This is a genomic window from Streptomyces sp. NPDC044061, assembly GCF_056434305.1.
In genome coordinates, this window is record NZ_JBWKFL010000005.1 from 322,234 (window position 1) to 342,237 (window position 20,004).

At 72.3% G+C, this 20,004-nt stretch carries 15 protein-coding genes; 9 read left to right on the forward strand and 6 right to left on the reverse strand.

Going from position 1 to position 20,004, the window contains the following annotated elements; genetic code table 11:
* Positions 1–4 precede the first annotated feature (4 nt).
* From AC07CM_RS10815 to asnB, 4 genes are all read left to right on the forward strand, one after another.
* Positions 5–2,497, forward strand: a complete 2,493-nt coding sequence (locus tag AC07CM_RS10815; protein WP_478876006.1) for a thioester reductase domain-containing protein — start codon at positions 5–7, stop codon at positions 2,495–2,497.
* The gene (locus AC07CM_RS10820; RefSeq protein ID WP_478876007.1) at positions 2,494–3,633 is read left to right on the forward strand and encodes an alpha/beta fold hydrolase; all 1,140 of its coding nucleotides are present in this window, start codon (positions 2,494–2,496) and stop codon (positions 3,631–3,633) included. The genes AC07CM_RS10815 and AC07CM_RS10820 overlap by 4 nt, the downstream gene beginning before the upstream one ends.
* An 88-nt stretch (positions 3,634–3,721) precedes the next feature.
* Positions 3,722–4,501 carry an alpha/beta fold hydrolase gene (locus AC07CM_RS10825; RefSeq protein WP_478876008.1) on the forward strand — a complete coding sequence of 260 codons (780 nt, stop codon included), beginning with the start codon at positions 3,722–3,724 and terminating at the stop codon, positions 4,499–4,501.
* Between the two features lie 277 nt (positions 4,502–4,778).
* Positions 4,779–6,620, forward strand: coding sequence for an asparagine synthase (glutamine-hydrolyzing) (asnB, locus tag AC07CM_RS10830; protein ID WP_478876009.1), 1,842 nt, complete (start codon positions 4,779–4,781; stop codon positions 6,618–6,620).
* Here asnB and AC07CM_RS10835 read toward each other — a convergent pair.
* A complete protein-coding gene (locus AC07CM_RS10835) occupies positions 6,613–7,137 on the reverse strand; it encodes a DUF4232 domain-containing protein (RefSeq protein WP_478876010.1) in 525 nt (174 codons plus the stop codon). The two genes, asnB and AC07CM_RS10835, sit on opposite strands and share 8 nt — an antisense overlap.
* A gap of 130 nt (positions 7,138–7,267) precedes the next feature.
* The gene (locus AC07CM_RS10840; RefSeq protein ID WP_478876011.1) at positions 7,268–8,899 is read right to left on the reverse strand and encodes an alpha/beta fold hydrolase; all 1,632 of its coding nucleotides are present in this window, start codon (positions 8,897–8,899) and stop codon (positions 7,268–7,270) included.
* Positions 8,900–9,206: 307 nt separating this feature from the next.
* Between AC07CM_RS10840 and AC07CM_RS10845 the strand changes: the two genes are divergently transcribed.
* Positions 9,207–9,902: a chaplin gene (locus AC07CM_RS10845; RefSeq protein ID WP_478876012.1), complete on the forward strand. Its 696-nt coding sequence runs from the start codon at positions 9,207–9,209 to the stop codon at positions 9,900–9,902.
* A gap of 238 nt (positions 9,903–10,140) precedes the next feature.
* Positions 10,141–10,995, forward strand: coding sequence for a GNAT family N-acetyltransferase (locus tag AC07CM_RS10850; protein ID WP_478876013.1), 855 nt, complete (start codon positions 10,141–10,143; stop codon positions 10,993–10,995).
* Positions 10,996–11,166: 171 nt separating this feature from the next.
* Here the strand turns inward: AC07CM_RS10850 and AC07CM_RS10855 are convergent, their stop codons facing one another.
* Positions 11,167–11,376: a hypothetical protein gene (locus AC07CM_RS10855; RefSeq protein ID WP_478876014.1), complete on the reverse strand. Its 210-nt coding sequence runs from the start codon at positions 11,374–11,376 to the stop codon at positions 11,167–11,169.
* A 42-nt stretch (positions 11,377–11,418) separates the two neighbouring features.
* Between AC07CM_RS10855 and AC07CM_RS10860 the strand changes: the two genes are divergently transcribed.
* Positions 11,419–12,195, forward strand: coding sequence for a GNAT family N-acetyltransferase (locus AC07CM_RS10860; protein ID WP_478876015.1), 777 nt, complete (start codon positions 11,419–11,421; stop codon positions 12,193–12,195).
* Between the two features lie 8 nt (positions 12,196–12,203).
* Here AC07CM_RS10860 and AC07CM_RS10865 read toward each other — a convergent pair whose 3' ends face one another.
* On the reverse strand, positions 12,204–12,467 hold the full coding sequence (locus tag AC07CM_RS10865) for a GlsB/YeaQ/YmgE family stress response membrane protein (RefSeq protein WP_478876016.1): 264 nt from the start codon (positions 12,465–12,467) through the stop codon (positions 12,204–12,206).
* A 217-nt stretch (positions 12,468–12,684) separates the two neighbouring features.
* On the opposite strand from AC07CM_RS10865, the gene AC07CM_RS10870 reads away from it, so the two are divergent.
* Complete coding sequence (locus AC07CM_RS10870; RefSeq protein ID WP_478876017.1) at positions 12,685–14,136, forward strand: hydrolase; 1,452 nt, start codon at positions 12,685–12,687, stop codon at positions 14,134–14,136.
* 49 nt (positions 14,137–14,185) lie between these two features.
* On the opposite strand, the gene AC07CM_RS10875 is transcribed toward AC07CM_RS10870, so the two are convergent.
* Both AC07CM_RS10875 and AC07CM_RS10880 read right to left on the reverse strand, forming a co-directional pair.
* Positions 14,186–16,915, reverse strand: coding sequence for a glycoside hydrolase family 2 protein (locus AC07CM_RS10875; RefSeq protein WP_478876018.1), 2,730 nt, complete (start codon positions 16,913–16,915; stop codon positions 14,186–14,188).
* A 203-nt stretch (positions 16,916–17,118) separates the two neighbouring features.
* A complete protein-coding gene (locus tag AC07CM_RS10880; protein WP_478876019.1) occupies positions 17,119–18,297 on the reverse strand; it encodes an ROK family transcriptional regulator in 1,179 nt (392 codons plus the stop codon).
* Between the two features lie 135 nt (positions 18,298–18,432).
* On the opposite strand from AC07CM_RS10880, the gene AC07CM_RS10885 reads away from it, so the two are divergent.
* Entirely contained in the window at positions 18,433–19,887 is a 1,455-nt protein-coding gene (locus AC07CM_RS10885; protein ID WP_478876020.1) for an APC family permease, read from the forward strand.
* Positions 19,888–20,004 lie beyond the last annotated feature (117 nt).

The following is a 20,004-nucleotide window of genomic DNA, read 5'->3' on the forward strand; positions in this document are numbered from 1 at the left end:
TCTCATGCGTGACGTGAACGAGGAACCGGCGTACGCCGGCCGGCGGGCGATCGCCGAGTCGATCGAACGGGGCGGTGGCGAACTCCGCGTGGCCGACCTGCTCGCCAGGGTGCGGGCGGCCGGCACCGCGACCGGGTCCACCGCGGCCCCGGCGCCGGACCTGGAGGGCCTGACGGCCACCATCGCCGCCGCGGCCGGACGCCACCTGCCCTCGGGCCGGCTGGCGCCCGACGCCGACTTCTTCGACGCGGGCGGCACGTCCGTCGACGCGGTGGAGCTGGCCGCCGAACTGGAGGGCGAGCTGGGCATCGAGGTCGACCTCGACGAGGTCTTCGCGGACGCCCGTCCGGTCAGCCTGGCCCGCCGATGGCTGCCCCTGGTGGGGACGGCTGCGACACCCCCGACCACTGCGGCGCCGCCAGCCGACCTCGCCGACCCCCTGGGCTCGCCCGGCACCATCGCCGAAGCCCCCATCGCCGCGCCGTCGGCGTTCCCCTGCACGGCGTCCCCGGCCGCCGGGACGCCTCTCGCCCCATCGGCGCCTTCCGCAGCACCGGCACCCCTCGCCGCGCCGGCACCCGCCCCCAGCACCCTGCCCATCCCGGCCCCCCGCACCCCGCCGGCCGTACTCGGCACCCCCCACCGAGCCGACGACCCCCACTCCCGGGCCCGGCGGGAGGACCTCGACCGGATACTCGACGACCTCGCCCTCGCCGACCGGCTCCCGTTCACCGACGTACCCGAACCGCTGCCGCCCCGCCGCATCCTGCTGACCGGCGCGACCGGCTTCCTGGGCAGTCACATGCTGCTCGACCTGCTGCGGCACAGCGACGCCCACGTGTACTGCCTGGTCCGCGCGGCCGACCAGGAGGCCGCGACCGCACGGCTCGGCGCCCAGCTGCGGAGCTACCGGCTGCCGTGGTCCTCGGAGGTGCGCCGACGCATCACGGTGCTGCCCGGCGACATCCGCCGCCCCCGCCTCGGCCTCACCGACGAGCAGTGGCACACCCTCGCCCACGAACTCGACAGCGTCGTCGGTGTGGCGGCCGCCGTGGACTTCCTGCGCGGCTACCACTCGCTGCGCTCCAGCAACGTCCTCGGCACCCTCACCCTCGCCGAACTGGCAGCCACCGGCCGCCCCAAACCGCTGCACCACATCTCGTCCATCGCCGTGTTCAACGAGGTGGGCATCACCTCCATGGGCGAGGACGACCCCCTCGCCCACGTCGACCGGCTCATCTCCGGCTACGACCAGTCCAAGTGGGCCGCCGAGGTCGCCCTGCGCCGCGCCCGCGACCACGGACTCGTCGTCACCGCGCTGCGCCCCGGCGGCATCGGCGGCCACACGAAGACCGGCGCCTACAACCCGCTGGACCTCAGCAGCGGCCTGATCTCCGCCTTCGGCCGCTTCCGCACGGTCCCGGCGTTCCGCTACCTCAACGCCGCCCCCGTGGACTGGGTCAGCCGGGTCGCCGTCGCCGCGGTGTGCGAACCCGACGCCTGGGGCTTCGACTACAACCTCACCGGCGTGCCCAACACCCTCGACGACGTCGTGCGGGACATGGCCTTCGGCGGCATGCACGTCCGCGTCCAGGACTGGGACGAGTGGCGCACCGACGCCCTCGCCCGTCTGGAGGCCGAGCCGATACCAGAACTCGCCTTCCTCTCAAGGGTGTTGCAGAGCCCCACCGCCCTCAAGCTGTGCGAGGCCACTCTGCAGGGCCCCGCCGCCGGCGGCGAGCGCACCGACGCCCTGGTCGCCGCCCTCGGCCTCCGGCCGGCCGCCCGGTACGACGCCCGGGCCCAGCTGAGGACCTTCGAGAAGCTCGCCGACGACGGCCTCGCCCGGCTCCCGCACCGCGACGACCAGCCCTACCTCTGGTTCGCCGAGACGACCGAGGGCACCGTGGGCCCGGTCGGCGCCGCCGCCGAGACCCCCTGCTCGATGGCGCTGACCCTGTCCATCGCGAGCATGTACCAGCTGGTCAAGGAGCGCCGGGTGGACGTCGCCGGCGAGGTGACCTGCCCGGCGATCCACCCCGAGCCGCTGACCGTGGAGCGGGGCGACGTCTGGGTCCGCCCCGAGGAGGGCATCCCGCAGCGGCACGGACTGCGCCACCAACTCCTGCGCTACCGGCTCAGGCTGCGGGACGCGGACGGCGGCCTGTGGTGGCTCGAGGGCCGCAAGTACGCGCGGGCCCGGCGGGACCTGTGGCGGCAGACCCGCGCGCTCACCGTGGAGATCGGCCGCGACGGCGAGGCCGCGAGCCTGCTCGGCGAGGTCGTCGTCCCCGCCGACTCCTACGTCCGCGACCAGATCGACGGCATCAGGGTGGACCCGCGCCTGACCGGTCAGGAGAAGCGGGCCGCCAAGCTGACCTGGCTGGCCTGGTTCGGCCTGGAGATGGGCCGCGGGCTGCTCGCCCCCTTCGCCCGGGCCGCCGCGGACCTGCTGGACCTGCGCCGCACTCCCATCCTCACGGAGCCCAACCGATGATCTTCAGGACCACACCCTCCCGGACGGCCCGGCCGGCGCTTCGCCGGGTCCGCACCACGGCGGCCCTCCGCCCCCTGCGCCACCGCCTCGACCCGGCCCGCGTCGAGGAGATCCCGTTCCGCACGAGCGACGGCGTCCGCCTCGGCCTGACCCGTGTCGGCCCCGGCGACCCGGCAAGGCCCGCCGTGCTGCTCCTGCACGGGCACACCGCCTCCGCCGACATGTTCCTGCTGCCCGAGACCCGCAACCTCGTCGACGTCCTCCTCGACGACGGCTACGAGCCCTGGCTGCTGGACTGGCGGGGCAGCCGCAGGCTGCCGTACAACGAGACGGGCCGCCGGTACACCTACGACGACGTGGCCCTGTACGACATCCCGGAGGCCGTCGCCCACATACGGCAGCGCATCGGCGAGCGCCCGCTGTTCGTCGTGGCCCACTGCATCGGGTCCCTCACCCTCTCGCTGAGCCTGGCGGCCGGGCTGGTGCCGGGCCTGGCCGGCGTGGTCTCCCAGGGGGTGTTCCTGACGCCCAAGCTGGCGGGCCGGACCTCGCTGCGGATGTCCGTGGCGGGGGAGTTGCTCAAGACCCGAATCGACCACATCCCGGTCGACTTCCGCCAGGTCGGCCTGTGGTCGAAGTACACACCCCTGTTCGCACTGGCCTCCCGCCGGGCCGACTGCCCCGATCCGACCTGCCAGATCCTGCACAACTCGGCCTGGGGCACGGGCGCTTCGCTCTTCGTCCACGAGAACCTGGACCGGATCACCCACGACCGGCTCGCCGAACTCCTCGGCCCCGCCCCGCTGTGGATCCTCCCCCACCTGCGCCGGATCGAGCTGGCCCGCAGTGTCGTCCGCTGGCACGAGACGGACCACCGCTACCGGGCGCTGCCGCCCAACGCGCTGGACGCCGCCGACCGCATCGACACCCCCGTCCTGCTGCTCTCGGGCAGCGAGAACGGGCTGTGGCTGGACTCGCAGCGGCTCTGCCACGAGGTGCTGGCCCGCCGGCAGCCGCAGCTGGACGTCTCGTACACCGAGATCCCGGGCTACGGCCACCTGGACACCTTCCTCGGGCGGGGCGCCGCCCTGGACGTCTTCGGGCACATACTCGAGTTCCTCGGCGAGCGCCGGTGAGGAATTCCTCGCCGGACGCCGGTGACGGCGGGCCGTGCGGCCCGTTACCGTACCGGTCAGTAACCGGAGCGCACCCCAGGAGGCCCCCATGCCGCAGCTCGACGTCGACGGCGCCGTACTGACGTACGACGACGAGGGCCCCCGCGACGGCGAGGGCGTGCCGCTGGTGTTCGTCCACGGCTGGACCGCCAACCGGCACCGCTGGGACCACCAGCTGGCGCACTTCTCCGCCGACCGGCGGGTGATCCGGCTGGACCTGCGCGGGCACGGGGAGAGCACGGGGGCGGGGGTGCGCACCGTCGAGGAGCTGGCGACGGACGTGCTCGCGCTCCTCGACCACCTGAAGGTCGAGCGGTTCGTGCTGGTGGGCCACTCGATGGGCGGGATGATCTCCCAGACCATCGCCCTCTCCCACCCCGAGCGGGTGGAGCGGATGGTACTGGTCAACTCCATCGGGCGGATGACCTACAGTCGCGGCCGGGGCCTGCTCATGGCGGCCTCCACCCTGGTGCCGTACAAGATGTTCGTCGCGACCAACATCCAGCGGGCCTTCGCGCCCGGTCACCCGCGCGAGGAGATCCGGGAGTACATCCGTGCCTCCGCCGAGACCCCGCGCGAGGTGGTCATGACGCTCTACGGCGCCATGCGGGCCTTCGACGTCCTGGACCGGGTCGGCGAGATCCGCACCCCCACCCTGATGGTGCACGGCTACCACGACATCCAGCTTCCGGTGCGGCAGATGCTGCGCATGGCGAAGGCGTACCCGGACGCGGAGGTCCGCATCATCGACGCGGGCCACGAACTGCCGGTGGAGAAGCCCGCCGAGCTCACCGCGGCGCTTGACCGGTTCCTGAGCGCGAAGGTGTGAGCCGGGAGCCGCTTGGGGAAGTCTTTGCCTGTGGCCGGTTCCTGCCGCCCCCGCCCGCTGCTGCGGCGCTCCCTCGTTTTCGCAAAGGCAAAACGCGGCCGAAACCGCGGGGGAGCGGGGCCCGTCCGTGCGACGCCCGCGTTGACCGCCGCCCGTGCCTGACGGACGCTCGTCACGTAGGTGCTCGATACAACCGGTTCGGCGGCCGTCTCCTGTCCACCCCGCTACGCACAGCTGAGCGGGGATCCGGCCGCCGGCCGGAGGCGGGAGGCAGCGCATGTGCGGGATCACCGGATGGGTCTCCTTCGACCGCGACCTGACCACCGAGGCCGACGCATTGCATGCGATGACCGAGACGATGGCCTGCCGCGGTCCGGACGACCGGGGCACCTGGGCCGAGGGACCCGCCGCCCTGGGCCACCGCCGGCTCGCGGTCATCGACCTGCCCGGCGGCCGCCAGCCGATGTCCGTCCGCACCCCCGAGGGGACCGTCGCCCTCGTCTACTCCGGGGAGACGTACAACTTCACCGAACTCCGCCGTCAACTCGAGGGCCGCGGCCACCGGTTCACCACCGACTCCGACACCGAGGTCGTGCTCCACGGCTATCTGGAATGGGGCGACGCCGTGGCCGAGCGGCTGAACGGCATGTACGCCTTCGCCGTATGGGACGGCCGCGACGACCGGCTCGTGATGATCCGCGACCGCATGGGCATCAAGCCGTTCTACTACCACCCGACCCCGGACGGCGTCCTGTTCGGCTCCGAGCCCAAGGCGATCCTCGCCAACCCGCTGGCCCGGCCCCGCGTCGCGCTCGACGGCCTGCGCGAGCTGTTCACCATGATCAAGACGCCCGGCCACGCCGTGTGGGACGGCATGCGCGAGGTCGAGCCCGGCACCGTCGTCACCGTCGACCGCACGGGCCTGGCCACCCGCGTCTACTGGCGGCTGGAGACCCGACCCCACACCGACGACCGCGACACCACCCTCGCCACCGTGCGCTCGCTCCTCGACGACATCGTGCGCCGCCAGCTGGTCGCCGACGTCCCGCGCTGCACCCTGCTCTCCGGCGGCCTCGACTCCTCCGCCATGACCGCGCTCGCCGCCCGGCAGCTCGCCGAGCAGGGCGAGAAGGTCCGCAGCTTCGCCGTCGACTTCGTCGGCCAGACGGACAACTTCGTCGCCGACGAGTTGCGCGGCACCCCGGACACCCCCTTCGTGCACGACGTGTCCCGGCTCGCCCGCACCGACCACCAGGACATCGTCCTCGACGCCCAGTCCCTCGCCGATCCCGCCGTGCGCGAGCGGGTGATCCGGGCCCGCGACCTGCCGGCCGGCTTCGGCGACATGGACACCTCGCTGCTGCTGCTCTTCCGCGCCATCCGCGACCAGTCCACGGTCGCCCTGTCCGGCGAGTCCGCCGACGAGGTCTTCGGCGGCTACCTGCAGTTCTTCGACGAGGACGCGCGCCGCGCCGACACCTTCCCCTGGCTGGTGCGCTTCGGCCGCCACTTCGGCGACGACACCGACGTGCTGCGCCCCGACCTGGCCAAGTCCCTGGACCTGGAGGGCTATGTCGCCGACGGCTACCGCACCGCCGTCGCCGCGATCCGACGCCTGGACGGCGAGAGCGACTTCGAGTACCGCATGCGGCAGATCTGCCATCTGCACCTGACCCGCTTCGTCCGGACCCTGCTCGACCGCAAGGACCGGATGAGCATGGCGGTGGGCCTGGAGGTCCGGGTGCCGTACTGCGACCACCGGCTCGTCGAGTACGTCTACAACACGCCCTGGTCGCTGAAGTCCTTCGACGGCCGGGAGAAGAGCCTGCTGCGGGAGGCCACCGCGGACGTCCTGCCGCGGTCCGTGTACGAGCGGGTCAAGAGCCCGTACCCGTCCACCCAGGACCCGCGGTACGCCTGCGCGCTGCAGGGCCAGGCCAAGGACCTCCTGGCCCGGCCCGCCCACCCCGTCTTCGAGCTCGTCGACCGGGAGCGGGTCCGGCAGGCCGCCGAACGCGACACCCCCGTCAGCACCCAGGTGGCCCGGCGCGGACTGGAGCGCACCCTGGACCTGGCCCAGTGGCTGGACCTCTACTCCCCGGAGCTGGCCCTCAGCTGAGGCCGAGCGCCCGGTCGGCGGCCGCCGCCGTCGGCTGCCACCACGTCGTCACCGGTTCCCACACCCGGACCTCGCTCCCGGCGCCCAGCTGTGGGGCGGTGAAGGAGCGGCCCCACTGGGAGGCCGACGCGGCCACCGTGATCGCCTTCACCCGGCGGGCCTCGGGGTCCGCCGGGTCCGCGATGGTGCGCACGGCCGCGTGGGCGGTCTTCCCCGCCCCGAGCCGGTAGGTCCCGCCGCCGCCCTCCGGCACCGGCAGCGCGGCCCCGTCCAGGTCGCCGAAGGTGACCGTGGGCACTCGGTCGACGACACAGGCGCGGGCAGCCCGGTTGGTCACGCTGACGCGTACCACGGAAGGGTGGGCGGAGGCCGCCTTCGCCCGGATCGTCAGTGCCTTCTCCGCGCAGCGTGCGGGCTTGGCGTGCCCCTGCGCCGCCTGGCTCTGCGGGGCGGTGAGCAGCAGGGCCGCGGCGGCGGCCGAGACGGCCGGTACGGCGAGGGCGGCGTGGATGCGCATGGCGGGTTCCCCTTGTCGCGGTCACGTACGGGTAGGGCGGGCCGAGGCGCGCCTGCCCAGTGTGACGTCCGGGACGGCCAGGAGGTTGTCCCGGATTCGGGCCTGATACCCGCTTGCAGTGCTGATGTCATCAATTGGTGGTGCTCGGGATGGAACTCCAGTCCTTCCCGTCCGCCGGACAGGAGCTGCCGCTCGCCGGCAGGGAGCCGTACAGCAGGAAGTCGTTGACCTTGCGGTGCACGCACGCGGACGACGAGTAACCGGTGTGTCCGTCGCCCTTGTTGTCGAGCACGACGGCCGACGAGCCGAGCCGCTCGGCCGTCTCGACCGTCCAGCGGTACGGCGTGGCCGGGTCGCCGCGCGTGCCGACCAGAAGCATCTTGGCCGCGTGGACCTTCTTGACCTTGTCGCGGATGAAGGTCGTGCCCTTGGGGCGGCCGTAGCACATCAGCACCTGGGTGAGCCGGAAGCGGCCGAAGACCGGTGACGCCTGCTCGTAGGCGGCCCGCAGGTCCTTGAGGTCCTTGGCGATCCGCGCTTCGGCGGGCCGGTCGGGATCGTCCGCGCAGTTGATCGCCACCAGCGCGGCCGGCAGGTTGTCCGCCGGGATGTCCTCGGCGTCCACCAGACCGCCGCTCTTCCGCTGCCGGTCGTGGCCCTTGCCGTGTCCGCCCTGCCGGACGGGCACGGCGAAGCCGCCGCCGGAGGAGAGGCTGAGCACCGCCCGGGTGTCGCCGTCGTCGACCAGCGAGGTCAGCGCCCGCTCCAGGGTGGGCCACAGTTCCTTGCTGTAGAGGGCCTGCGCGAAGGCGCCCACCAGGTCCTGCCCGGTGAAGGTGCCGCCGAAGTCCGTCGGCACCGGGTTCTCGTCGAGCGAGCGCACCAGGCGGACGACCTGCTCCCCGGCCGCCCGCCGGTCCTGCCCGAACGGACAGGCGATGTCGGTCGTACACCAGTCCAGGAAGTCGTCCAGAGCCGTCTGCTGCCCCTCGGCGCCCGCCACCCCCTGCTCGGACAGCGGCTCGGTGAGGGTGTCCACGCCGTCCAGGACCAGTCGGCCCACCTGATGCGGGAACTGCGCCGCGTACACCGCGCCGAGCCGGGAGCCGTAGGAGAAGCCCAGGTAGTTGAGCTTCCTGTCGCCGAGGGCCTGGCGTATGACGTCCATGTCGCGGGCGGCGTTCACGGTCCCTATGTGCGGCAGGACCGCGCCGGAGTGCCTGGCGCACTCGTCGGCGGCCTGCCGCAACTGTCTCAGCAGGGCATGGGGGCGGCTGATGTCGAGGCTCTCGCGCGTGGCCGGCGAGACCAGGTCGCCGCCGCCGCAGCTGACGGGGGAGGACCGGCCGACGCCACGAGGGTCGAAGCTGACCACGTCGTAGCCGTTGGTCAGGTCCATGAACTCCTTGCCGCCCGAGGCGAGCGAAGCGATGCCCTGCCCGCCCGGACCGCCGAAGTTCAGCAGCACCGAGCCCCGGGATTTGCCGGTCGCGCGGTAGCGGGCCAGCGCCAGGTCGAGGGTGTCCTTGCCGGGGTGCGCGTAGTCGAGCGGGACGGTGACCTTCGCGCACTGGAGATCCTTGGGCATGTCCGCGTCCGCGCAGGCCGCCCAGGACACCTTCTGCCGGTAGAAGCGCGACAGGTCGGGCTGCGGCTGGTCGGCCGCGACCGCGGGCAGCCCGGCGCCGAGCAGCGCCAGGGTGAGGGCTCCGGCGCCCGCGCAGCGCCGCACCGCGGGCCGTGTGGACAGCTTGGCCTGCATCGTCAGCCTCCCGGGGCCCACCCGCCGGGGACCGGGGCGGTGCCCTCGCTCACCATAAGCGGCCCCTGGGCGGGCCGCCTCTCCGCGAGCGGGACCCCGTCCGGTGATCTACTCTTCGCCCCTTTCCGGTGTGATCAATGATCATTCGATGACGTTACATACGTTTCGAAGGAACATGTCGCTCAGGGGGGTGAAAGACGAATTGGCCATAACTCGGACGGTTCGCGTGCGTTGTAGCGGATGCGGGCGAGCGCCCGCGACGATGTCTGGAAGGCAGGAACCTATGAGACGGGCTACCCGAAACGGCGTGTTCGCCGTCGCCGCAGCCTCCGGCGCCATGGCTGTGGCCATGCCGGTGTGCGCCGCCTACGCGGCCGACGGAGCCACCGCCGATGGCTCGGCGGCCGGCTCACCCGGTGTGATCTCCGGCAACTCCATCCAGCTCCCGGTGCACGTTCCGGTGAACGTGTGCGGGAACACCGTGGATGTGGTGGGGCTGCTCAATCCCACGTTCGGCAACGGCTGCGCGAACGGCCACCGGTCCGGGACCGGTGGGTCCGGGACGAGCGGGTCCGGGGCGAGCGGGTCGACGACCAGCTCGACCACGTCCGGCGGCGGTGCATCGGCGCACGGCAGTACCACGGACTCGCCCGGTGTGATCTCCGGCAACGACATTCAGCTCCCCGTCCACCTGCCGGTGAATGTCAGCGGCAACAGCGTCGACGTGGTCGGCGTGGGCAACCCGGTCTTCGGCAACCACTCCGAGAACGGGGTGGACGAGCCGAGCACGCCCACGACTCCTCCGACCCGGAAGCCGCCGGCCCCCACCAGGTCGGTTCCGCACACCCCCGAGCACGTCTCGGACCCGGCCCCGCGGTCGTCCGTGGAGACCCTCGCTCACACCGGGGCGGACCTGACGGCACCCGCGGTCGCCGGCAGCGCCGCGCTCCTGCTGACGGGTACGGCCCTGTACCGGCGCTTCGGCCCCCGCCGAACCCGCTGATTCACCCTCTCGCGCGAAGGCCCCACCGGACGCCGATCCGATGGGGCCTTCGGCATGCACGGGAGGTCCACCCTGTGCCGCGGCCCGTCCAACGCCCCGCGCTGCCGGGCGATTTGAGGCCCACAACGGCCGATGCACGCGTGGCGCGGGGCGGGGCCGGTCGGCGAGGATGCTGCGGTGCGGCCGCCGGAACGGCGCCGTGCGGCACACCCCGAACCCCGCGGAATGGAGCGCACCGATGACCTCTCCGGCCCCCCAGGACCTCGTCGTCACTCAGGCCGGCCTCGACGACTGGCCGGTGATCAGCGGGTGGGCGGCGGCGGAGGGCTGGAACCCCGGACTCTCCGACGGCCCCGCCTTCTTCGCCCAGGACCCCGAGGGGTTCTTCCTCGGCCGGATCGACGGTGAGCCGGTGTCCGCCATCTCCGTCGTGAATCACGGTCCCGACTTCGCCTTCCTCGGCTGCTACCTCGTCCGCCCGGACCTGCGCGGCCGGGGCCACGGCCTCACCACCTGGAAGACCGCCCTGGCCCACGCCGGAAACCGCACCATCGGCCTGGACGGGGTCGTCGCCCAGCAGGACAACTACCGCCAGTCCGGCTTCGAACTCGCCCACCGCACCATCAGGTTCACCGGTACCGCCCCGCGGGGCGCGGTACCCGAGGGTGTGCGCCCCGCCGGGCTCGCCGACCTCGCCGCCGTCACCGCGTACGACAGCGCCTGCACCCCGGCCGACCGCCCGCGCTTCCTCCGCGAGTGGCTGACCGGCCCCGGCCACCGCGCCCGGGTCCGCCACGACGGCGACCGCCTCACCGGCTACGGCGTGATCCGCCCCGGCCACGACACCCTGCGCATCGGCCCCCTCTTCGCCGACACCGCGGACGACGCCCGGGCCCTGTTCGCCGCGCTCACCGCCGACGTGCCCGGGCGCGAGGTCGCCATCGACGTTCCCGGGACCAACACGGCCGGCATCGCGCTGGCCGAGGAGGCCGGATTCAGCGCCTCGTTCGAGACCGCGCGGATGTACACCGGACCGGTCCGCGAGCATGCCCGGGAGCGGGTCTTCGGCGTCACCACGCTCGAACTCGGCTGATCATCCACGGCGCTTGGGACGTGGTCCGGCCCGGCCGTGGTCCGGTGCCGGCCGTCGCTCGGCCGCCTCGCGCCCCGGCGCCCCGGCCGCCGCCCCGCTGTCGTGCCGTACCACCGGGAAGACGTACCGGCGCCCACCCGCGACCGTCGCCGGCGCGAGCACGGCCGTGGGCTACGCCGTCCAGGGCAGTGCCCCGGCGCCCGGCGCGTCCAGGGCCGCCCCGCCCGTGAGGGAACCGGCGGCGATCCCCGCGTTGCGGACGGTGTTCCGCAGCGAGTTCGCCACATCGGCGTCGGTTGGGCCCGAGACCTCGACCAGCGCGGTCCGGATCGGCGTCGGCGCCCCGCCGAAGGCCACGCCCCACAGGGCGACGGCACCCATAATTCCGTTGCCCCGCCCGGGCGCGGATGCTGGAGTGAGGCCATGGACCACGCCACGGTGCTCGCTCTATACGACCGGGACATGCGGGAGGGCGCCGCTCCCGACGGGCCCGGCGCCCGAATCGAGCGCACCGGCGTGGTGGTCCGTCAGGTCGCCGACGCGCAGGGCTGGAACGGAGTCGTGTGGTCCGCGCTCGACGGGCGGTCGGCGGACCGGGTGATCGGCGAACAGATCGCGTACTTCACCGGCCTCGGCCGCGACTTCGAGTGGAAGCTCTACGGCCACGACCGGCCGGTGGACCTGGGCGCCCGGCTCGCCGCCGCCGGATTCCGGGCCGAGCCCGAGGAGACGCTCCTGGTCGGCGAGGTCGCCCGGCTCGCCCTGGACGCCGAGCCGCCGCCGGGCATCCGCTTCGTCCAGGCCACCGATCCGGCCGGTGTCGACCTCGTGGTGGACGTGCACGAGAGGGCTTTCGGCACCGACGGCACCCGGCTGCGCCACCGGCTCCTCGCGCGGCTGGCCGGCGCCCCGGGCACGGTCGTCGCCGTGGTCGCGCTCGCCGGTGACGAGCCCGTCAGCGCCGCCCGCATGGAACTGGTGCCCGGCACCCGTTTCGCCGGCCTCTGGGGCGGCGGCACCGTGGAGTCCTGGCGGGGCCGGGGCATCTACCGCGCCCTGGTCTCCCACCGCGCCCGCGTCGCCGCCGCCCACGGATACCGCTACCTCCAGGTGGACGCCTCATCCATGAGCCGCCCGATCCTGGAACGCCTGGGCTTCCATGCCCTCAGCACCACGACCCCCTATCTGTACGGGAGTTGACCGCTTCCTCAGCGGTGGACCCTGGTCCGGTCCAGGGCGGCCACGCCCACGGCCGCCAGGGCGATCTGGATCAGCCACTCGATCCAGTCGGGCCCCTTGGTGTCCGCGACCCCGAGCCCGGCGGCGATCGCCGAGCCGAGCAGTGCCGCCACGATGCCGACGACGATGGTCCACAGAATGCCGATGTGCTGCCGCCCCGGGACGACCAGCCGGCCCAGCACACCGATGACGATGCCAATGAGAATGGCACTGATGACGCCTGATATCTCCATGTTCACCCTCTTCGTCTCGCCCCCCCCGCTGATGAGCCATGTGCCCGCTGCGATCCGAGGTAGTCCGCTCCGGACATTGCCGGGACTTTCTGTTCACCGAGCCGTCATGCCATGTACCTTTCAACCAATCGACGCGTGTAGAACCCTCAACCCGGTTCTACGCGCGCAGACTTGGCGCCCGCACCGCCTCTCCCCACCCCTCATGGAGGTTCGCCGGATGCTCGGATCGAGAAGATCCCGCCGCAGACTCACCACCGCTCTGGCCGGACTCGGGCTGCTCGTCGGCTCGGCGGCCCTGCAGATCGGCACGAGTGCCACCCCCGCCCACGCGGCCACCACGCACCGGATCCTGTTCGACAACGCCCACGCCGAGACGGCGGGCAACGCGGACTGGATCATCTCCACCAGCCAGCCCGACCCGCTCGGCCAGGACTCCTCCCCGTCCGCCGAGACCGACTGGACGGGTGCCCTGTCCTCCTGGGGCGTGGCCCTGCAGAAGGCAGGCGGCTACAGCCTGAAGACGCTGCCCTCGGGTTCCAGCCTCAGCTACGGCGGCTCGTCCACCACCGACCTGTCGAACTTCGACACGCTGGTCCTGCCCGAGCCCAACACGCTGTTCACGACGGCTGAGAAGACCGCCATCATGAACTTCGTGAAGAACGGCGGCGGCCTGTTCATGATCTCCGACCACACCGGCGCCGACCGCAACAACGACGGCGAGGACGCGGTCGAGATCCTCAACGACCTGATGACGAACAACAGCGTCGACTCCACCGACCCGTTCGGCTTCTCCATCGACTCGCTGAGCATCGGCTCCGACTACCCGTCGGCGATCAGCGACAGCTCCGACCCGGTGCTGCACGGCTCCTTCGGCACCGTCACCAAGAGCCTGATCGCCAGCGGCACGACCGCCACGCTCAAGGCCGCCGACAACTCCGCCGTCAAGGGCCTGCTCTACCGTACCGGTTACTCCGGCAACACCGGTGCCTTCTTCCTCACCAGCACCTTCGGCAGTGGCCGTGTCGCCTTCTGGGGCGACAGCTCGCCGATCGACGACGGCACCGGCCAGTCCGGCAACACCCTGTACGACGGCTGGAACGACTCCGGCGCCACCGACGCGGCCCTCGCCCTCAACGCCACCGCGTGGCTCGCCGGTTCCGGCAGCACCGGCGGAGGCGGCGGCGGTGGCGGCACCTGCACCGCCGCCCAGCTGCTGGCCAACCCCGGCTTCGAGTCCGGAGCCACCTCCTGGACCGCCTCCAGCGGCGTCATCACCAGCGACTCCGGCGAGGCGGCCCGCACCGGCTCCTACAAGGCCTGGCTGAACGGCTACGGCTCGGCCCACACCGACACGCTCTCGCAGACGGTGACCATCCCCGCGGGCTGCACCAGCGCCACCCTGAGCTTCTACCTCCATGTCGACACCGCCGAGACGACCACCTCGACGGCCTACGACACCCTGAAGGCCCAGGTCCTGAACAGCAGCGGAACGGTGCTGTCGACCCTCGCCACCTACTCGAACCTGAACGCGGCGAGCGGCTACACCCAGCGCAGCTTCAACCTCGCGAGCTATGCGGGCCAGACGGTCACGGTCAAGTTCACCGGTACCGAGGGCTCCACCCTGCAGACGTCGTTCGTCGTGGACGACACCGCGCTGAACGTCGGCTGAACCACGTGGGGGTGGGCCGTCCGGGCCCACCCCCGCACGGCCGCGTGGCTCAGGCGGCCGGGACCGTCCGCTCCGGTGTGTTCCAGCCGGAGACCCGGACGTGGGGCGCCGAGCCGTGCAGGTCGGCGGTCCGGTAGGTGACGGTCAGCGTCGCCGACTCGCCCGGCCACAGGCTGACCTCGTTGTCCGACCAGCGCACCGGCAGCACCGGCTTCCCCTGCGCGTCGACCAGATGGACGTCCGTCAGCAGCGAGGGCGTCCTCCCGCTGCCGGTGTTGCGCACGGTGACCGTGGTGGTCGACGTGCCGCCGGGCGACTCGGTCGAGGCCGTCGCCGACACCGGCACCTGCGCCATCGACGCGAGTCCCTTGAGATCGGCGTAGCTGGTCGTCGGCGTGTAGTACCAGTCGGTGTGCGCCCAGTCGAGCGTGTCGGCCCGGGTGGAGAGCCAGTACACGTTCCGGCTCACCTCCCTGCCGTCCGCGTCGGTCAGGGTCAGCCGCAGCAGGTGCGTGGGCGACAGCCCGCTCACCGACGACGGCAGCGTGAGCGCGGTGCCGTGCGCGCCGTCGCCGTTCACCGTCACGCCGGTGACCGTCCTGTCGTACTTCTGCGTGCCGTCCGGGTCGAACAGCGTCGCTCGCGCGGTGAGCGGGCCCGTGGTCTCGTGCCGGTTGTTCACGACGACGACCGAGCGGTCGTCGTAGGAGTACTGGATGTGCAGCGGCTCGTTCGCCTTCTTCGCGCCGAAGTAGGCGCCGCCCTGGTCGAGGAAGCGGTCGGTCAGCTGCCAGTGCAGGGACGTCCAGCCGCTGTTGAACATCCAGTAGATCATCCCGGTCGCCGGCTTGCTCGCGTCCGTCGCGTTGCGCCCGTAGGCCTCGTACTGGGCGCGGACGTTCTCGTACTGGGCCAGCTGCGCCTTGCGCACGTAGTCGGGGAGGCCTGTCGGGGCTCCGTAGCGGCCGGTGAGGGCGCTGTCGTAGATCTTGAGCGTGCCGAACACGGACGAGGGTGAGCGGTGGTACTGCCGGGCGTCCGGGTTCTTCCACAGCGTGTCGAGTTCGGCGGGCGTCATCATCCGGCGCAGGGTGTCCAGGGTGGGGATGTCGGGGCCGGCGCTGGTCTCGGAGTTGAAGCCGGTGGCCCCGCCCTCGCGCTTGGCGTACCAGTAGGCCGGCGGGACCCACTCGTAGGGCCCGGTCATCTTCATGCCGGAACGGCCCAGCTGCGGGGAGGCGTTGTCGGAGGCGGCGGCCACCACCGGGGTGGGCCAGTCGGCGGCCCTCAGGGCGTCCAGGTAGTCCTTCTCGATCCTCGCGTCGGGCGCGGCGTCGCTGCCGATCAGGAAGGAGATCACGCTCGGGTGGCCGCGCAGCCGGGCTGCCTCGGCGGCCATGGACGCCTTGGCGACCGGGTAGTCGGCCTCGGTCCACTTCTCGCCGGACTCGCTGCCCCCGTTGACCTGGCCCTCCCACTTGTCGCAGCACTCCCAGCCCGGCAGTGTCAGCACGCCGAGGCGGTCGGCGAGGTCGAAGAACTCGTCCGGCTCGATGTGCCCTTCCAGGCGGATGGTGTTCAGCCCGAGGTCGAGGGCGTACTTCAGCCGGTCCTCCACATAGGCGGAGTCCCAGCGCAGGAACTCGTCCGGGGACCAGCCGCCGCCCTTGATCAGCAGCCTGCGCCCGTTGATCCGGTACTGACGGGCGCCGTCGGAGTTCAGCGGCGCCTGCACCTCGCGGATGCCGAAGCTCTCGCGGGCCGTGTCCGAGACGGTGCCGGACACGGAGACGGCGAGGTCGAGGTCGTACAGCGGCTGCCCGCCCATGCCCGCCGGCCACCACACCTTCGGGGAGGTGAGGTGCAGCCCGGGGACGTCGGCGGGGGAGAAGGTCACCGTCTTCGTCTCGTGCGCGGCGAGCGGCACGGTCCTGGTGAAGCCGGTCCCGGCGACGCTGCCGGTGACCTCGGCGGTGACCGCGGAACCGGTGTCGTTGCGGGCCTGCGCCCTGACGGTCAGGTCGGCGGTGGCCAGCGAGGGCACGGCCAGCTTGCTCACCACGTGCGCGTCGCGCAGCGCGACCGGGCCGTCCCGGCGGACCAGGACGTCACGCACGAGGCCCATGTTCCGGTCGGGCGGCGGCTGGAGCCAGTCGAGCCAGCCCATCGTGAGGTTCTTGTTCGGGTCGTTGGGGCGGACCCGGAAGGCCACCGTGTTCGTGCCGGACCGCACCAGGGAGGTGATGTCGAGTTCGTGGCGGGTGTAGGCACCGGCCACCTCCGCGGCCCCGGCCACTCGGTGGCCGTTGACGTAGACGTCGGCCGCCGAGACGACTCCGCTGAAGTCGAGGTGGGTGCGGCGGGTGGTGTCCTCGACGGTGAAGTCGGAGCGGTACCACCAGGGGACCAGGAAGTCGGCCTTCGGGATCTTCTGCTGGTCGGTGGAGTGGAACGGGTCGGCGTACACGCCGTCGGCGAGCAGTGCGGCGAGCACCGTGGAGCGGGGACCCGCCGGGTACCAGCCGCTCGCCGGGTAGCCGGGGGAGGAGACGGCCTCCGCGGAGTCGGTCACCTTCGCCGTGGACTGAATCGCGTACCCGGACAGCGGAGTGGCGGTCCCGGCCGTGGACGGGACATGGGTGACACTGGGTTCGTGTTCGTGCGGCGCCGGGTGCCGGTCCCGGGGCCCGGCCCAGGCGCTGGTGGTGAGCGTGCCGAGCAGGCTCAGGAGCACGGCGCCCGCGGCGAGCCGGCGGCGGGGGGCGGGGCGAGGGAACACGTGGTCTCCAGCCTCGTAAAGTTAGGAAACTTTACTAACCTGGCTCAAGGTAGGGGGCGGGGAGGGGCATGTCAACGAGCCTGGCCGCCAAGGGCCTTGGGGTGGGTGCGAACGGGTCAGGCCCAGGGCGGCTCTCTCGGATCTTGTCCGGGTCGCGCACAAGGCGCCGCCGCTCCGAGCCGGCCAGATCCGAAGGAAAGGCCCTAGCCCGCCCTGCGCTCGAACACGACGTCCCGGGCCGTGCCCAGCGCCGTCGCCACCGCGCCCAGCAGCACCGCGTCCTCGCCGAGCCTGCTGGGGGCGATCCGCGGCCGGAGCGGTGTCAGGGTTCGCAGGTGCTCGCGGACCGGCCCGAGCAGCAGGTCGACGCTGTGCCCCACCCCGCCGCCGAGCACCACGAGGTCCGGATCGAGCACCGCGGCCGCGGCCGCCACGGTGTGCGCGATCCGCTCGCCCTCCAGCTCCACCGCCCGCACCGCCGCCGGGTTGCCCTGCCGGGCGGCGTCGAACACGGCCTTCGCGGTGAGCTGCCCGCTCATCCCGAACCGCCGCGCGGCCTCCACCACGGCCACCCCGGACACCGCGTCCTCCAGCCGCTCCGGCTTCTGCCGGCCGGGCCAGGGCAGGAACCCGATCTCCCCGGCCAGCCCGCGCGCCCCCGTGAACAGCCGCCCCTCGCTGACGACCCCCATCCCGAGGCCGGTGCCGATCAGGATGTAGGCGAAGAGCCGGCTGCCCGCGCCGACGCCGTACGTGTACTCGCCGAGCGCGGCCAGGTTGGCGTCGTTGTGCACCTCCAGCGGGATGCCCAGCTCCTCGCCCATCCGGTCGAGGAGCCCCGCGCGGCCCCATCCCGGCAGATGCATCGCGTACCGCACCCGCCGCTGCTTCTCGTCGTACACGCCGGGGGTGCCGACCACCCCGTGCACCACCTCGGCCGGGTCCACGCGCGAGTTGCCTATCACCTGGCGGGCGGTGTCCACGACCAGGTCGGCCATGGCGGCCGAGGCGCGGGCGCGGTTGCGCACATCGGCGCGGGCGACCACCGTGCCGTCCAGGTCGACGACCGCCACCCGCAGCCAGCCGCGGCCGATGTCCACCCCGAGCGCGTACCCGGCGGCCGGGTCCGGCGCGTACAGCACGGCGGTGCGCCCGCGCTCGGGGGCATGGGTGCCGACCTCGTGGACCAGGCCCGCCGCCTCGAGCGAGGCCAGCGCGCTGGACACCGTCGGCTTCGACAGGCCCGTGTCGCGGGCCAGTTGGGCGCGCGAGGCGGCGCCGAGGCGGCGCAGCCGGTCCAGGAGCAGTCGCTCGTTGGTGCTGCGCAGGCGGCGGCGGCTCCAGGGCTGGTCCTGCTGGGCTACGACGTCACGGGCGGGCATCTCGCCATTCTCATGCATTCGCGGCGGGTACTTGACGCCTCTAGTAAGGCTCCTTAACTTTATCGGCCAGTCAGCCCGGCCGGGCGAGTCGGCGCGCCTCGCGCGGTCCGCGCGCCCGTCGTGTCAGGAGTCCCCATGTCCGGTAGCCCGCCACCCTCGGGTGGCTTCGTCCGCCGTGTCGGCCTGTTCCAGGCCACGGCCATCAACATGAGCCAGATGTGCGGCATCGGCCCGTTCGTGACGATCCCGCTGATGGTCGCCGCGTTCGGCGGCCCCCAGGCGGTCGTCGGATTCGTCGCGGGCGCCGTGCTGGCGCTCTGCGACGGGCTGGTGTGGGCCGAGCTGGGCGCCGCCATGCCCGGCTCCGGCGGCAGTTACGTCTATCTCCGCCAGGCCTTCCAGTACCGCACCGGGCGGCTCATGCCGTTCCTGTTCGTGTGGACGGCGATGCTGTTCATCCCGCTGATCATGTCCACGGGCGTGGTCGGCTTCGTCCAGTACCTGAACTATCTCGCCCCCGGTCTGGGCGGGACCAAGGGCGACCTGATCGGCCTCGGGGTGATCGCGCTCGTCGTGCTGCTGCTCTGGCGGGGCATCGAGCACATCGCCCGCATCACCGCCGTGATGTGGACGGTGATGATCGCCTCCGTCCTGCTGGTGATCGTCGCCGCGGCCACCGACTTCAGTCCCCACCTGGCCTTCACGTACCCCGCGCACGCCTTCGACCTGACGGGCGACCACTTCTGGCTCGGTTTCGCCGCGGGCCTGACCATCGGCATCTACGACTACCTCGGCTACAACACCACCGCCTACATGGGCGCCGAGATCAAGGACCCCGGCCGTGTCCTGCCGCGGTCCATCGTCTTCTCGATCCTCGGCATCATGGCGATCTACCTGCTGCTGCAGATCGGCACGCTCGGCGTCATCGACTGGCACCGCATGACCGACCCGAAGGACATCGCCTCCACCTCGGTGGCCTCGGCGGTGCTGGAGGAGACCTGGGGCAAGGGGGCCGCCGACACGGTCACCGTGCTCATCCTGATCACGGCCTTCGCCTCGGTGTTCACCGGTCTGCTCGGCGGCTCCAGGGTGCCCTACGACGCCGCGCGCGAACGGGTCTTCTTCCGCCCGTACGAGAAGCTGCACCCCAGGCACCGCTTCCCGATGCTGGGCCTGGCGACCATGGGCGTGATCACGGCGATCGGCTTCCTGATCGGCCGCCACACCGACCTCGCGACCCTGATCCAGCTGCTCACCACGGTCATGGTGATCGTCCAGGCGCTCGCCCAGATCGTGGCGCTCACGGTCCTGCGCAAGCGGCAGCCGACGCTCCACCGCCCCTACCGGATGTGGCTCTACCCGCTGCCCGGCATCGTCGCCTTCGTCGGCTGGTGCGTGATCTACGCATACGCCGACAGGAACTCGCCCGGTCGCCATCCCGTCGAGTGGTCCCTGGCCTGGCTCGCCCTCGGCTGCGCGGCCTTCCTGGTCTGGGCGCGGCTGGAGAAGGTGTGGCCGTTCGGGGCGAAGGAGATCAGCGAGGAGTACGTGGCCGGCCGGGACCCGGACGCCGAGCTCGCGGCGAGCTGAGGCAGGCCCCTCGGCCGCCCGTCCGCCGGACAGGGCCCCGGCTCGGCCCTGTCCTGGCCGTCCTTGACATGCAAGTGATTGCCTGCATAACGTTGAGTGTGCGATCAGAGGACGACA